11 protein-coding genes are annotated in these 14,537 nt (G+C 63.3%); 1 reads left to right on the top strand and 10 read right to left on the bottom strand.

The features are described from left to right. Positions 1–29: 29 nt before the first annotated feature. From GNP00_RS15635 to GNP00_RS15615, 5 genes are read right to left on the bottom strand one after another with little or no spacing between them, the layout of a single operon-like run. Positions 30–1,196 (bottom strand): mandelate racemase/muconate lactonizing enzyme family protein, encoded by a 1,167-nt coding sequence (locus GNP00_RS15635; RefSeq protein ID WP_166016156.1) that lies wholly within the window; start codon positions 1,194–1,196, stop codon positions 30–32. Continuing rightward, positions 1,193–2,605 carry a lyase family protein gene (locus tag GNP00_RS15630; protein ID WP_011582931.1) on the bottom strand — a complete coding sequence of 471 codons (1,413 nt, stop codon included), beginning with the start codon at positions 2,603–2,605 and terminating at the stop codon, positions 1,193–1,195. Before GNP00_RS15630 ends, GNP00_RS15635 begins: the two co-directional genes overlap by 4 nt. Beyond that, positions 2,602–3,960, bottom strand: a complete 1,359-nt coding sequence (locus GNP00_RS15625; RefSeq protein WP_198139701.1) for a class-II fumarase/aspartase family protein — start codon at positions 3,958–3,960, stop codon at positions 2,602–2,604. The genes GNP00_RS15630 and GNP00_RS15625 overlap by 4 nt, the downstream gene beginning before the upstream one ends. Before the next feature lie 8 nt (positions 3,961–3,968). Continuing rightward, positions 3,969–4,958 carry a TAXI family TRAP transporter solute-binding subunit gene (locus tag GNP00_RS15620; protein ID WP_011582933.1) on the bottom strand — a complete coding sequence of 330 codons (990 nt, stop codon included), beginning with the start codon at positions 4,956–4,958 and terminating at the stop codon, positions 3,969–3,971. 15 nt (positions 4,959–4,973) lie between these two features. Then, entirely contained in the window at positions 4,974–7,085 is a 2,112-nt protein-coding gene (locus tag GNP00_RS15615; protein WP_011582934.1) for a TRAP transporter permease, read from the bottom strand. A gap of 116 nt (positions 7,086–7,201) precedes the next feature. Here GNP00_RS15615 and GNP00_RS15610 point away from each other — a divergent pair, with 116 nt between their 5' ends. After that, entirely contained in the window at positions 7,202–7,921 is a 720-nt protein-coding gene (locus GNP00_RS15610; protein ID WP_166016154.1) for a GntR family transcriptional regulator, read from the top strand. Between the two features lie 154 nt (positions 7,922–8,075). Here the strand turns inward: GNP00_RS15610 and GNP00_RS15605 are convergent, their stop codons facing one another. The 5 genes from GNP00_RS15605 to GNP00_RS15585 form a co-directional block, all read right to left on the bottom strand. Then, positions 8,076–9,311 (bottom strand): pyridoxal phosphate-dependent aminotransferase, encoded by a 1,236-nt coding sequence (locus GNP00_RS15605; RefSeq protein WP_011582936.1) that lies wholly within the window; start codon positions 9,309–9,311, stop codon positions 8,076–8,078. Positions 9,312–9,321: 10 nt separating this feature from the next. Next, the gene (gene amaB, locus GNP00_RS15600; RefSeq protein ID WP_011582937.1) at positions 9,322–10,833 is read right to left on the bottom strand and encodes an L-piperidine-6-carboxylate dehydrogenase; all 1,512 of its coding nucleotides are present in this window, start codon (positions 10,831–10,833) and stop codon (positions 9,322–9,324) included. Positions 10,834–10,950: 117 nt separating this feature from the next. Next, positions 10,951–12,345, bottom strand: coding sequence for a 2-oxoadipate dioxygenase/decarboxylase HglS (gene hglS, locus GNP00_RS15595; protein WP_041545691.1), 1,395 nt, complete (start codon positions 12,343–12,345; stop codon positions 10,951–10,953). 156 nt (positions 12,346–12,501) lie between these two features. Further along, entirely contained in the window at positions 12,502–13,668 is a 1,167-nt protein-coding gene (gene metC, locus GNP00_RS15590; protein WP_011582939.1) for a cystathionine beta-lyase, read from the bottom strand. Then, complete coding sequence (locus GNP00_RS15585) at positions 13,661–14,509, bottom strand: sulfurtransferase (protein ID WP_011582940.1); 849 nt, start codon at positions 14,507–14,509, stop codon at positions 13,661–13,663. Before GNP00_RS15585 ends, metC begins: the two co-directional genes overlap by 8 nt. Positions 14,510–14,537: the final 28 nt, after the last annotated feature.

Genomic DNA, 14,537 nt, shown 5'->3' with positions numbered 1-14,537 from the left:
CAAACGCTCACACGCCAGAAGCAGGCTGGCTAAATTTCGAACGCTTCGTCAAGCCATGTCTTCAACTCGGATTTGAGTTCGAGCCCGACGCCTGGCGCATCGGGCAATCGAACTCGTCCGTTTTCCACCTTCGAACAGTCTGCAAAGCCGCCGAGGGGCTGGAAGACCCCCGGATAGCTTTCGTTGCCGCCAAGGCCGAGGCCTGCTGCAAGGTGAAGCGACATTTGGTGTCCGCCATGGGGATGCAGGCGTCTTGGCGACCAGCCGTGCCGACGCATGATGTCCAGCACTTTGAGGTAGTCCGGCAGGCCATAGGCGAGGCCGCAGTCGAATTGCACGAAATCGCGCTCGGCCCGCATCCCACCATAGCGCAGGAGATTGCGCGCGTCCTGCGACGAAAAGAGGTTCTCGCCCGTGGCGAGCGGCCCGTCGTAATGTTCGGCGAGCACTGCCATTAGCCGGAAATCGAGCGGGTCGCCTGGCTCCTCGTACCAGCGAAGACCGTAGTCGCTCATGGCGCGGCCATAGGCAAGGGCGGTTTCCAGGTCGAAGCGTCCGTTGGCATCAACGGCAAGCCGCGCCCCGTCGCCTAAAACCGCGATGGCGGCTTCGATCCGCCTCATGTCCTCGGCGAGCGGTGCGCCGCCGATCTTGATCTTCACCTCGTTGTAGCCGCGATCGATATAGCCCTTGAGTTCGTCTTGGAGCGAACGATAATTGCTGCCGGGTTGGTAGTATCCCCCGGCCGCATAGACCGCGACGTCCTCGTCGGCCTGCCCGTCACGGTATCGGTCCGCCAGGAGGCGGTAAAGCGGAACGCCGTCCGCCTTCGCCCGCAGATCCCACAAGGCCATGTCGAGCGCTCCCAAGGCGGTCGCGCGGTCGCCGTGGCCGCCGGGTTTTTCGTTGCGCATCGCGGCGTTCCAGCAGGCAAACGGATCGATGTTCCCCGTCTCGTCCTGAAGGCTCGCCGGTTCGACTGCCAAGATCCGGGGGATGAAGCGCTCGCGCAGCATGCCGCCGACCGACCACCGGCCAATCGATCCGAAGCCGTATCCGACAAGCGGCTTTCCGTCCCGGAACGCATCGGTCACGATCGCGACCGCCGACGTCGTTAGCCCGGCGAAGTCGACCACCCCATTGGCGCCTGGAGACGTTATCGGCAGGTCTTTCTCCAGGATGCGAACGATCTTCATTCCCTCTCCCCTTCCTTCATGCGGCCGCCATTTGCCATGCGCGCCGGATCGATCAGAGCGTCGTAATCCTGCATGGAGATCACGCCGAAACGGGCGCAGGCCTCCCGCAGGGTGAGGTTTTCGAGGTCGGCCAGGCGTATAACTTCCGCCACACGGTCGTAGCCGAGGCGCGGTGTCAGGGCGGTCGCCAGCATCAGCGAGGAATTGACGTAGTGCGCCATCCGCTCGCCATTGACCTCTAATCCGTTCAACGTTCCCGCGACAAAGGATGCGATGGCGACCTTCAGGGCGGTCGCGCTTTCGAGGAACGCGTGGATCAGCACCGGCTTTGCGACATTGAGCTCGAACAGGCCGGAACCGGCAGCCCACACGACCGTGGTGTGATTGCCAATCACGCGGAAGCAGACCTGCAACAGGGCTTCCGCCAGCGTCGCGTTCCGCTTGCCCGGCATGATTGAGGACGACAGCCCGTCGTCGGGAAGTGTCAGTTCGGCCAGTCCGGCGCGCGGACCGGCCGCAAGAAGCCGGATATCGTTGAGGATATGAATCAATGCCGTGGCGAGCCCTTCGAGAGCGGCCGATGCCGCCACGAGCGCGTCATGCGCGGCCATGCCCTCCACCTTGACGGGATTTGGTGCGAAATCGATCCCGGTCGCGTCGCTGAGCGCTGCGCAAAACGCCTGATCGAACCCTTCGGCGGCATTCAACCCGCTGCCCGCGGCTGTTCCACCCTGCGAAAGCACTTTGAGATCGGCCAGCGTTGCCGCAATCCGTTTTTGAGCCTGGCTCACCTGCCTGCGATACGATGCCAAGGTCTGGCCAAGCGTTACCGGAACGGCATCGTTGAGATGCGTACGCCCCATGCGGACATAGGCGCCGTGATCGGTTTCGAGCCGCGCGAACGCCGTTTCCAATTGATCCAGCGCCGGCAGAACGCCATCTTGAAGCTCCAGTACGGCGGCGACATGCATCACCGTGGGAAAGGTGTCGTTGGACGACTGGCCGAGATTGACGTGGTCGTTGGGATGGATCGGGTCGCGCGTGCCTAGCGGCTGGCCGGACAGTTCGTTGGCTCGGTTGGCCAGCACCTCGTTGGCGTTCATATTCGTCTGCGTGCCGCTTCCCGTCTGCCAAATGGAGAGCGGGAAGTGGTCGTCAAAACGGCCGTCGCGCAATTCCACGGCAGCGGCGAGGATACGTTCGCCGCGTTCTCGATCAAGTACGCCAAGCGCCATGTTCGCTCGGGCAGCGGCGGCCTTCTGGAGGCCGAAGGCACGCAGGAAACTCACAGGCAATCGCGGTCCTTCCTGCGGGAACAGCCTCAGCGCGCGGGCGGTCTGCGCTCCCCAGTAGCGATCCGCTGGAATTTCAATGGGACCGTTTGCGTCCGATTCCGAGCGAATAGTCATCGGCCGCCGAGCACATTGTCGACCATAGCGCCGGCGCTGCCGAGATAGTTGCGGGGATCAGTCAGATCCCTGAGCGCCTCTTCGCCGAGCGGCTTGGCCACTTCCGGCATGGTGCGCAGCACCTCGAAAAGACCGGTCTTGTCCTCCACCGCACGGCGGCAGCCGAGATAGACGATATCGTGCGCTTCCTTACGCCCGGTATGGGGCGCAAGCGCCATCATGACGGCTTCCGCCACGATCAGCCCGCGTGAATGATCAAGATTTTCGCGCATCCGATCCGGGAAGACCTGGAGGCCGCCCAGCATGAATTCGGCCTGATAGAGTATCCCCGATGCGACTGCAAAGCCTTCGGGGACGGCGGACCATTCCAGGTGCCACGGCCCGGTCGCGCGCTCGAAGTCGTGGATCATCGCGTCGAGCATCGACGTGGCGTGATTGCGCACGATCCGCGCACCGGCGAGGATGAGCTCGCAGGAAACGGGGTTCTGTTTTTGCGGCATGGTGCTGCTGGCGCCGCGATGACGCACAAAGGGCTCGGCGACCTCACCGAGTTCCGTCGTCATCATGATAGAAATGTCCATCGCGAGCTTGCCGAGGCTGCCGGAAACGAGAGCCAGGAACTGAACGGTTTCCGCGACCGCGTCGCGCGCGGAATGCCAGGTGATCGAAGGAACGCCGAGATTGAGCTCGCGCGCCAGTTCGCGCTGGACGTCCAGCCCGCGCGTTCCGAGCGAGGCGAGCGTTCCGGACGCACCGGAGAATTCGACCACCAGCACGCGGGGGCTGATTTCCTCAAGGCGCGCGGCATGCCTGTCGAAGGCGGAAAGCCACACGGCTGCCTTGTAGCCAAAAGTGACCGGCAATGCGTGTTGAAGATGTGTGCGGCCGGCCATCGGCGTGTCGCGATGATTACGCGCCAGCGCCGCCAATGCCTTGCGCACGCTTTCGATGCGCCGGCTAATGAGAGCTAACCCATCCCGAATTTGCAGGACGGTGGCGGTGTCCATGATGTCCTGCGTAGTCGCGCCCCAGTGAAGGTATTTTCCGGCTTCGCCCGCATGGGCGGATAGCTGTTCGACCAGCGGCAGGATTGGATAGCCGACGATCTCGGTATCGTCGCGCAGGCGTTCCATCTCAGGCGCGAAGGTTCTGGCAGCGGCGGTGATGCCCGCCGCTGCGTCTTCGGGAATAATGCCGAGGCGCGCCTGCGCCCTGGCGAGGGCGACCTCCGTTTCTACACAGCGAGAAATGAAGCTTTGCGCGGAAAAGAGCTCGCGCATTTTGTCATCGGCGAAGCTACGCCCGTAAAGCGGGGAGTCGAGTGCCGTCACTGATTGAGGAAAGAAGGTCGCCATCGATATTCTCATTCAGCCATTTCAGCGGGGATGACTGCTTCGGGGAGCTCGATCCCCTGCTCGCGGTAGTAGCGTACGGCACCTGGGTGATAGGGCATGAAGTCGTTCGCGGCGGCGACGTTCTCGAGCAGCGTCTCCTTGGCCGACGCGTGCGTGGCGACCAGCTCTTCCTGATTTTCGAATACGGCCTTCACGATCTCGTAGGCGAGCGATTCGGGCATACGTTCGTTGGTGAAAGCCACGTTCCACATCGCCAGCGTTTGGATGTCTTCCGGCTGAGAGCTGTATGTGTTCGCAGGGATTGTGAATTCGACCGCATAGGGGACCGTATCGCGAAGCGTATCGATCTCTTCCTGCGACAGACCGAAGAAGACGGTCGGCGCCAGCGTCTCGAGCTCGGAGAACGCCGCGATAGGCAACCCTGCCGCGGTGGTCACGGCATCAAGCCGGCCGTCGGCGAGCTGCGAGGTTTGGTCGCCCAGCGGGCCGTTCTGGATGGAGGCGTCGACGCCTAGCGTCTCGAGCCAGCGGGCCCAGTACGTGCCGCCGGTGCCGCCTCGCGGACCGGCACCGATGGTGCGACCAGCCAGATCGGAAACTGAGCTAATCCCGCTGCGCTCAAGCGCCGCGGCCTGGAACGGTGTGATATACATGGGAAACAAAGCGCGGACGTCGCTGTATTCGGTGCCTGGATCGAGATCCAGTTCGCCCTGCATGGCCTCATAAGCGGGCCCCATGGTGGTCAGGCCGACATTGATGCGGTCGGAATGGACCAGCACGAGGTTTTGCGTCGGACCCTGCGTCTGCTGCGTGGAAGCCGACACGCCGACATGGTTGGAGATGATGCTGGCCACACCCTGGCCGTAGATCGCATGGGTGCCGCCGGGCGACGCGGTTCCGATCACCACGGTGTTGGGCCAGTCGCTCCGGTCGGCCTCCTGGGCCGAGGCCGGCAGGATCGCCGCCATACCGAGTATGCAGATAATCGATCTGATCATTTTGTCCTCCTCTGATCAAATTCCGGATGGGTGGTGAACTGCGCGCGAACGTGCGCGAAGCGTCCTGTAGGCGACGAATGCCGCGATCAGGACTAGGCCGGCGATGTCGGTGTAAATGTCGCCGGCGATGAGCAGCAGGGCCGCCGCTGCAAGGGCAATCCGCAGGAATGCCGAAAGACGACCGGCAAACCAACCTTCCGAGGCGGTTGCGATGCCCCAGATCCCGATGAGCGCGGTCAACGTCGTCCTGACGATGTCGATGACGCTGCCTTCCAACAGGATGCCCTGATTGTGGATGAACAGAAACGGGACGATGAAGGCGGCGATGCCGTAGCGCACCGACTTGAACGCCGTCTTCCATGGATCGGCGCCCGCCAGCGCAGCACCCGCGAAGGCGGAAAGCGCGATCGGCGGCGTGATCGTCGAAATCACCGCGTAGTAGAAGATAAAGAGATGCACCGGCAGCACTGGCAGCCCCATGCGCTGCAAGGCGGGCGCGACCACGCTGGCTGCGATGGCGTAGGCTGCGGTGGTCGGCATACCCATGCCGAGGATCAGGGCGATGATCATGGCGAAGGCGAGCGCCAGCATTTCGCTCTGGCCGGCAACGCCCAAAAGCAGCGCCGAAAACCGCCCGCCAAGCCCGGTCAGACCGATCACGCCAACGACGATGCCGGCACATGCGCAGACGGCTGCCAATTGAAGCGATTGGCGCGTGCCGATGGAAAGCGCCTCGAGAATATCAACGCCCGTTCCTTTCAGCGCATCGGCCAGTGCGGCATGCCGCCCGACGATCGCGGCCGCCAGGATGGCGATGAGACCGACCGCAAAGGCGATGCCGCCATGCGTGCTGGCAGGCACGCCGGGCAGAAGCACGACCGTCGCCAGCGCACACAGGATCGGCGCGGCGTGAACCCGCGTGTCGATGCCGAGTCGTTGCTGCAGCATCACAAGAACGGAGATCGCAATGCCCCAGGAGCCGGCCGAAATGATCGAGAAACCGGCAAAGAGAAAGATGAGAAGCACTGCGAGAGGAGCAAGCACGAAGGCGTCGCGCATCATCGGCTTCAGCGGCGGCAGGTCTGCGCGGGGCAGGCCCTCGATGCCTTCCTTGCGCGCTTCCAGATCGATGTGCACGTAGACGGCGAAATAATAGAGGAGGCAGGGTATGAGAGCCGCGACGATGATCGTGGTGTAGGGAATACCCGTTACTTCCGCCATGATAAATGCGCCGGCACCCATGATCGGTGGCGTGAGTTGCCCGCCCGTTGAGGCCGCAGCCTCGATCGCGCCTGCGCTCGACGGCTTGTACCCCACCCGCTTCATGACGGGGATGGTGAAGGTTCCGGACGCGACGACGTTGGCCACACCCGAGCCGGAGATCATGCCGAAGAGAATTGAACCGAACAGCGAGACCTTGGCCGGGCCGCCGCGCAGCCAGCCGAAGGCGCCGAAGGCCAGGTTCATGAAAAAGTCGCCGACCTTGGAAACCTGGAGGAAGGCGGCGAACAGCACGAAGAGAACGATATAGAGTGCCGCGGCGGCGGTGGTGATGCCAAAGATGCCTTCCATCGAGTAAACGAAGGTCGTGAACTCGCCGAAGCTGTATCCCCGATGAAACAGGACTCCCGGAAGCCACGGCCCGACGAAGCCGTATAGGATAAAGATTCCGGCGAGGATCGGCAGCGCGAGGCCGGAGGTGCGGCGGGTGAACTCAATGACCACGACGATGCCGGCCGTGGCTACCAGGACGTCGGTGGTGGTCATCAGGACCCCGGTGCGCAGGATCAGCGCGTTGAGGTTCCACCAGATATAGCCCGTGGCTACGATCGCGACGACGGAGAGCAGCATGTCCATCGCGGGGACTTTTTCGCCCGGCCGACCGAAGGGCGCATACATGGCGAAAGCGATGACCGCGGCGATATTGACGTGGACCGCGCGGAAGACCCAGGCATCGAGCTGCACGAAGTTCAGCACCATGAGGTGGAACACCGCATAAAGCACGCACAGCGCGCCGATCGTAGCTTTCTGCCAGCCGTTTAAATTTCTGTGCTTTGAGCCGAAATCGAACTTCTCGGCATCTTCGACCGCAGCGTCGATAAATTTGTGCTCGGTGTCGCCAGACAAGGCTTCCTCCCATTCGCCAAATCAGGTACGTACATATTTTCTAGTACGTACCTAGTCAAGCAATTGCGGCGAGTCAACGACGTTGCTAGGGATAAACTCCAGGGGAGGGTGTCTGAATGCGCAAGCGTCCCATTTATGCGGAGCTATCGGAGAATCTGGTTCAGGCGATCAAGAACGGCGACTACGCGGTCGGTTCACTAATGCCGACTGAACTCGAGATCGCCGCCGAACGTGGGGTGAGCCGCGCTACGGTCCGCTCGGCGCTCGATCGCATTGAGTCGATGGGGTTCGTCACGTGCCAGAAGGGCGTCGGTACCCGGGTCATCGCCGCCAACCCGCGCGGGTACAACGCATCGACAGCATCGATCGAGGAACTCGCGCATTTTGGAGCAGCGACGGAACGGATCATTATCGACCAGCGAGACATCGTTGCCGATGAGGAGCTGGCGCGGCGAATGGGGTGCGCCCCGGGCAAGCGATGGTATCTCGTTAGCGTCATGCGCATTGAGCCGGGCTCGGCCGCGCCGCCCATCTGCTGGACGGACAACTTCATCTCTCCCGAATATGCCGAGGTAGCGAGGTCGTTGCCCGGCCAACGCGGACTCATCGCCGACCTTATAGCAGATCAATACGGCGTGATCGTCGACGAGGTCGTCCAGACGATCCGTCCGATTCTGCTTGACGACAAAAAGGCCGACGCCCTGAAAAGCGTTGCCAAAAGCCCCGCGCTGGAGATCGTAAGGCGCTACCAATCGGCGGGTAGCCCAATCTATATCTCTGTCTCGCAGCACCCCGGAGACCGCTTCAGCTATCGAATGTCACTTAGGCGGCGCTGATCTGTTTTCCGGCCGGTTCCGGACCCGGACCGCAGGCAAGAGCATGGTCCGCCTGTGGACTACGTCCCCCCGAGCCGGGAATAGCGGGAGGTTTCGCCCGAGCACTTGGTGCAGACAGCCCAAGAGCATGCGCGGCTGGCTTCGCCATACCGGGTTAGCTCACGAGCCGTCGGCAGGCCTCCCCAATTCTCCGCAATGCTTCCGTCAATTCTGATTTGGAGGTGGCATAAGAGATGCGGAAGAAGGGTGAGAGCCCAAAGGCGGAGCCCGGGACGACCGCCACTTTGGCGTCTTTGAGAAGGTAGTTCGCCAGATCGCGGTCGCTCACGATTTCACTGCCGTCCGAAGTTCGACGTCCGAGCAGGCCGCCGCAGCCCGCGAAGGCGTAGAATGCACCTTCCGGCACGCGGCATTCGATACCTTCGATGGTATTCAGGCCAGTGACGACGAGGTCACGTCGCTCGCGGAAGCTCTCGCGGCGTTCGGCAAGGAACTCTTGCGGGCCGGTGAGCGCCTCTATGGCGGCAGCCTGACTGATGGAACATGGGTTGGAGGTGCTCTGGCTCTGAATGACCGACATCGCTTTGACGAGCGGCTGCGGTCCTGCGCCATAGCCGATCCGCCAGCCGGTCATGGCATAGGCTTTCGAGACACCGTTGATCGTCAGCGTGCGGCCGCGGAGCCGTGGCTCGAGCGCTAGGGGCGTGACGAATTCGAACCCGTCATAGACGATATGCTCGTAGATATCGTCCGCCATCAGCCAGACATGCGGGTTCCGCATAAGCATATCGAGGATAGGACGATAATCTTCCGCGCCATAGGCCGCGCCGCTGGGATTCGAGGGTGAATTGAGAAGAAGCCATCGGGTGCGCGGCGTGATAGCACGTTCAATCTGCTCAGCGGTCGCACGGAAGCCGTTTTCCGCATCGCACGCGACTACGACCGGCGTTGCGCCGCAGATACGCACGACATCCATATAAGAGGTCCAGTAAGGCGCCGGCAGGATGACCTCGTCGCCGGGATCGAGCGTGGCCATGAAGGCGTTGTAGATGATCTGCTTGGCGCCGGCCGATACGGTGATCTCATCGGTGGTGAAGTCGAGCCTGTTCTCGGAGAGAAATTTGTGCCGCACCGCCTCCTTCATTGCCGGCGAGCCGTCGAGATGGGTGTACTTGGTCTCCCCGCGCGCCATTGCGCGCGTGGCGGCGTCCTTCACATTTTCCGGCGTGTCGAAGTCAGGCTCGCCGGCGCCCAGCACGATGACGTCCTCGCCTGCGCGCTTCATCTGCGCGGCACGTGCGCCGATCTGCAGGATCTCAGATACCCCGAGCGAGGCGACCCGCGTTGCGGGCCGGAACGATGCGTCGGAGATAGCCGTCTGCGTGTCCATCAGCCAGCTCTCACTCGATATCGAAGCTGACGCCCTGCGCCAGCGGCAGCGCGGTCGAATAGTTCACCGTGTTGGTGGCGCGGCGCATATAGGCCTTCCAGGCGTCTGAGCCCGACTCACGGCCGCCGCCCGTCTCCTTCTCGCCGCCGAACGCGCCGCCGATCTCCGCGCCCGAGGTGCCGATATTGACATTGGCGATCCCGCAGTCGGAGCCCTCGACCGAGAGGAACCGCTCCGATTCCTGGATGTCCCGCGTGAAGATCGAGGAGGAGAGGCCTGCGCCGACGGCGTTGTGCAGCCGCAGCGCCTCGTTGAAATCAGAGTATTTCATCACGTAGAGGATGGGCGCGAAGGTTTCCTCCAGCACCGGGCCTGCCTGCTCCGGCATTTCGACCAGTGCCGGTCGCACGTAATAGGCGTCCGCATGGCCGTTCTCGACGCGCTGTCCTCCCACCACTTTGCCGCCCAGCGCCCTTGCGGCTTCAAGGGCCTTCAACATGCCGTCATAGGCCGCCTTGTCGATCAGCGGACCGACAAGGGCGTTCGTCGTGAGCGGGCTGCCGACTGACACGCTCTCATATGCCTTCCGCAGCCGCGGCACGAGCTGCCCATAGACGCTCTCATGCACGAACAACCGCCGCAGCGTGGTGCAGCGCTGGCCGGCGGTGCCCATGGCGCCGAAGGCTATGGCGCGCAGCGCCATGTCGAGATCGGCCGTGGGGCAGACGATGCCGGCATTGTTGCCGCCAAGCTCGAGGATCGCGCGGGCGAAGCGCTTCGCCAGACGCGGGCCGACGTCGCGGCCCATGCGGGTCGAGCCCGTGGCCGACACGAGCGGGACCTTCGGATGGTCGACCAGCGCCTCGCCGACATCGCGGGCGCCGACCAGCACGGCGAGCAGCCCCTCAGGCACGCCTCCCGCCCGCGCAGCCGCTTTCTCGAAGATTGCCCTGCAGGCGAGCGCCGTCAACGGCGTCTTCTCCGACGGCTTCCACACCACGGCGTCGCCGCAGACCAAGGCGAGCGCGGCGTTCCAAGACCAGACCGCGACTGGGAAGTTGAAGGCGGAGATGACGCCCACCACGCCGAGCGGATGCCAGGTCTCCATCATGCGATGGCCAGGCCGCTCGGTGGCGATTGTGAGGCCGTAGAGCTGGCGCGAGAGGCCCACGGCGAAATCGCAGATGTCGATCATTTCCTGCACCTCGCCCAGCCCTTCGGACGGGATCTTGCCCACCTCGATCGAGACCAGCCGCCCCAGGTCTGCCTTGGCGGCGCGCAGCTCTTCGCCCAAAAGCCGCACCAGCTCGCCGCGCTTGGGGGCCGGCACCATGCGCCATTCGCGGAATGCCACGTCGGCCTTTTCGATCGCCGCGTTCGCCTCAGCCGCCGAGACGGTCCGCAGCGCCGCGATCTCCTCGCCCGTCACCGGGCTGCGGACCACGAGATCGCCGCCCGTAAGTAACTCGGCCGCCACGCCTAGCCGGGAAAGGATTTCAAGCGTTTCCTGTTTCAAAGCCATTGTCAGTTCCTTCGAGTCTGATTGTTCCGATAGCTGCCGTGAGGTATGCTTCTTGAACACGCTGGCTCGGGCCGAGCAAGCGGCCCAACGCCTCAAGGTGCAAAGGCGCGATCCGGCTCATGCCGCCGCCGACAACCGCAACAGACAGCGTTCGATCGAACGCCTCTCAAGCTCCGCATAGTGCTCGAACTCGTTGAGCACATTGACGCCGAGCGCTTCCTCGAACGTCCTCTGGTTCGGGCTGGGCGAGAACTCCTGAGCATCGTCGTCGCCAAGATTCGACTGGAAGATGCCTGCCGCGCTGACCGGGAGGAAATCTTCATATACGATCGGATCGCACGCGACGGCTCCGGCTTCTACGAGTTCGTCGAACGATTTTCCGGTAGCATGCAAGGCCGTTCCCAGGACGGGCTCTTCCACACGATAGGTGAAATATCCCAGGCCCTGCCGCCTGATCTCGTCCCAAGTATCGGGGAAGTTCAGGAAGGCGATCTCCAGCGCGCTCCGGTAGTCCGCTGCGTTGGAGCCGTCGGCGGCCGGGCGGGCATTTTTCCGTGCCTCGCCTAGGAGCCGGTCGTAGAGCTTGCGCCCTTTCGGCGTGAGCGCGACGCCGCGCTGCTCGATCTCGCCGAACCGGGCCGTGTGAGAGCCTGCTACCCGTCCGCTACCCTGCTGGAGGAAGGCGACAGGCTCCTCCAGCGCCTTGAAAGACGTCTGGCGCAGCAGGATGGGGCAGGCACGCGACGGCGGCCCTTCGATGACGGCCTTCGGTACGATGCCACGCTCCGGCATAAGCCGCTGAACTTCATCGATGTCGAGGGTGCGGGGCGTCAGGTGGTTGATATGCGGGCCGCGGAAGGAAACCACATCTGCAATCAGCCGATGGGCGGAATGAAGTCGCCTATAGAGTTGATGATCCACGCTGGCTTGGGAGTGCCACTGGAAGGTCTCCAGCAGTTCAGTCACGAAGAGCGTGGCGTCGTCAGCCTCAAGCCCGCCTCCAGCCTCGGCCTTCTCGATCAGCTCCATTGCGCGCGGCGTGAAAATCTGGCGCCGCTCGAGGATCGCCCGCGCATCCTCACGCAGCTCTGCGTCTTCGATCAGGTCGAGCCGCAGCAGCGACGTAAAGACCCGGAACGGATTGATGCTCAGCGCAGCTCCGTCGAAGGGCCGGAACGCCGTGGAATGAACAGGGACGCCCGCTTCGCTGAGATCGTAATACCCAACTGGAAACATTCCCATGACCGCGAATGCCCGTCGCATCATGGAAAGCTCGTCTGCGCGCCCGAGCCGGATGGCGCCGTGCCGCTCCTCTGAGATGCGGTCGAGCGAATCCGTCACCTCGAGTCGCTCGCGCAGCTCTGGATTCTCGGCGAGGGTGCGTTGGTTTACTTCGGCGACGAGCGACAGGAGAGTACCATAGGCAGGCACTTCCGTGCGGTACATCGCGGACATGGCCGCAGAGAATGCGCTGCGGATTTCGTCTGCGGGGAGGAAGCTGTCCTTGCTCACCATGTCCAATGCTTTTCTGGTTCCATCAAAGTCAGACTCGCCTGAAGTTGTCATTCCGCTCTAATAAGGGGATCCCGAAGATTGCGTAGCGCGCCTTTTTCCTCGCAACGGCCGCCCTCTACCGGCTGATTAGCAGCGCGTTGAAAACACGCGAAATCAGGCGATCAGCGGCAGCGCTGCGGCGAGGTCGGCCTTGAGGTCGTCAATTGCTTCCAGCCCGATATGAAAGCGCACGACTGGACCGCCCGTCCACACCGCTACCTTCCGCCTTTCGGGATGGGCGGGAAGCACGAGGCTTTCGAAGCCGCCCCAGCTGAAGCCGATCTTGAAAAGCTTAAGGCTGTCAACGAATCGTGTCATCGCCGCCGGGTCGCGGTTCGCAAGCTCGATCGAAAAGAGGCCGGAGGCGCCGCTGAAGTCGCGCTTCCACAATGTGTGGCCGGGGAAGGAGGGTAGCGCCGGGTGCATCACCCGCGCAACGCCGGGCTGACCTTCCAGCCATGTGGCTATCTCCAGCGCGGCGGCGAAATGGCGCTGCAGCCGCACTTCCATGGTGCGCAACCCGCGCAGGCCCAGATTGGCTTCCTCGGTACCGACGACCGCGCCGAAATCGCGAATCGCCTGACGGATCGGGCCATAGGTCAGTTCGTTGGCAGCGACGACGCCCAGCATCGCATCGGAATGTCCGACGATGTATTTCGTGCCTGCTTCGATGACGGCGTCGACGCCGAGCTCGAGCGGGCGGAAGAAGACGGGTGTCGCCCAGGTGTTGTCGATGGCGGTACGGATGTTGCGCGCCTTCGCAACCGCGACGATAGCAGGAACGTCCTGCACCTCGAAGGTGCCGGAGCCGGGCGATTCCAGATAGATGAGCCGGGTGTTCGGCCGCAGCAGGCTCTCGATGCCCGCGCCTACCACTGGGTCGTAATACTCGTATTCAATACCCATGCGGGCCAGCATGCCGTCGGCCGAACGCCGAACGATGTCATAGACGCTGTCAGGTATCAGCACATGGTCGCCGCTGTTCAGCAGGCCGAGCATGACCCCCATGATGGCGGATACGCCCGAGGCCGTCGCAATCGCGCCGTGGGCGTTGGAGATTTTGGCCATGGCATCCTCGAACGCCACCGATGTTGGCGTGCCGTTGCGGCCGTAGAAGACGCCGCGGAAGGGCGTCTTCGATGCCTGGTCCATCTCAGCGAGAGTGTCGAACAGGAAGGTCGACGCGCGGTGCACGGGCGGGCTGACCGTGTTTCCCCGGTATTGCGGACCTCGCCCCGCATGGACCAGCGTCGTGCGCATGTCCTCGTTGTTCTCAGCCATTCGACGTCTCCTTGGGTAGATCGTCCCGCTGGCCCCACTCGTGCCAGGAGCCGTCATAGATGTGCCAGCCATGCCTGCCGATGCGTTCGAGGTGGAACGCCAGGATAGCGGCCGTGACGCCGGAGCCGCAGGTGGCGATGATCGGCCTGTCCGCGTCAACGCCTCTTTCGGCCAGAAGCGCCTCGAACCGGTCGGGCGCAATGAAGCGCCGCTCGGCATCGGCGGTGAAGAGCTCGGCCCAGGGGATATTCACCGCGCCGGGCATGTGGCCAGGCAAAACGCCGGGATAGCCGGTCGGTTCGGTGCCGTCGAACTTGCCCCTGGGGCGAACGTCGACCACCTGCGCATCGCCTGACCGGAGAGCGTTGAGGACGATCTCTGCTGTTACAATGTCATTCTTGGGCTTTCCGGCGACGAACCGGCGGAGCGGCCGTGGCCGTGCAGGGCCGGTCTCGACGGGGCGTCTCTCCGCCAGCCAGCGCGCCCAGCCGCCGTCGAGGATCGACACCTCCTCGTGGCCGAAATGCCTGAACATCCACCACAGGCGCGCGGAGACGTAGTTGGCGTTGTAGACCACGACATGGGTGTCGCTGCCGATGCCGAGCGCGCTCATGACGCGTTCGAAGGTCTCGGACGTGCACATCATGTTGACATAGGGCGAGGCGGAGTCGGAGATTTCGTCGAGATCGACATAGACCGCGCCGGGGACATGGCCTTCTTCGAAGCGAGCACGGCCCGAAATTCCCACCTCCGGCACGTACCAGGTGCAGTCGAGCGGCACGACCAGCGGATCGTCCAGCCGTGCGGTGAGCCAGGCGGGGTCGACAAGCGGATCAGTCATGATGGCCTCCTTCAGCTGTTTCCGCCAG

It is taken from the genome of Chelativorans multitrophicus, assembly GCF_011317445.1.
Classification (GTDB): domain Bacteria; phylum Pseudomonadota; class Alphaproteobacteria; order Rhizobiales; family Rhizobiaceae; genus Chelativorans; species Chelativorans multitrophicus.
The sequence above is the reverse complement of the archived record's forward strand: the minus strand, read 5'-3'. Positions and strand labels throughout refer to the sequence as shown.

Coding starts and splice junctions, on each gene's coding strand:
- GNP00_RS15635 (WP_166016156.1), bottom strand. CDS start 1,196: ATGAAGATCGTTCGCATCCTGGAGAAAGACCTGCCGATAACGTCTCCA.
- GNP00_RS15630 (WP_011582931.1), bottom strand. CDS start 2,605: ATGACTATTCGCTCGGAATCGGACGCAAACGGTCCCATTGAAATTCCA.
- GNP00_RS15625 (WP_198139701.1), bottom strand. CDS start 3,960: ATGGCGACCTTCTTTCCTCAATCAGTGACGGCACTCGACTCCCCGCTT.
- GNP00_RS15620 (WP_011582933.1), bottom strand. CDS start 4,958: ATGATCAGATCGATTATCTGCATACTCGGTATGGCGGCGATCCTGCCG.
- GNP00_RS15610 (WP_166016154.1), top strand. CDS start 7,202: ATGCGCAAGCGTCCCATTTATGCGGAGCTATCGGAGAATCTGGTTCAG.
- GNP00_RS15605 (WP_011582936.1), bottom strand. CDS start 9,311: ATGGACACGCAGACGGCTATCTCCGACGCATCGTTCCGGCCCGCAACG.
- amaB (WP_011582937.1), bottom strand. CDS start 10,833: ATGGCTTTGAAACAGGAAACGCTTGAAATCCTTTCCCGGCTAGGCGTG.
- metC (WP_011582939.1), bottom strand. CDS start 13,668: ATGGCTGAGAACAACGAGGACATGCGCACGACGCTGGTCCATGCGGGG.
- GNP00_RS15585 (WP_011582940.1), bottom strand. CDS start 14,509: ATGACTGATCCGCTTGTCGACCCCGCCTGGCTCACCGCACGGCTGGAC.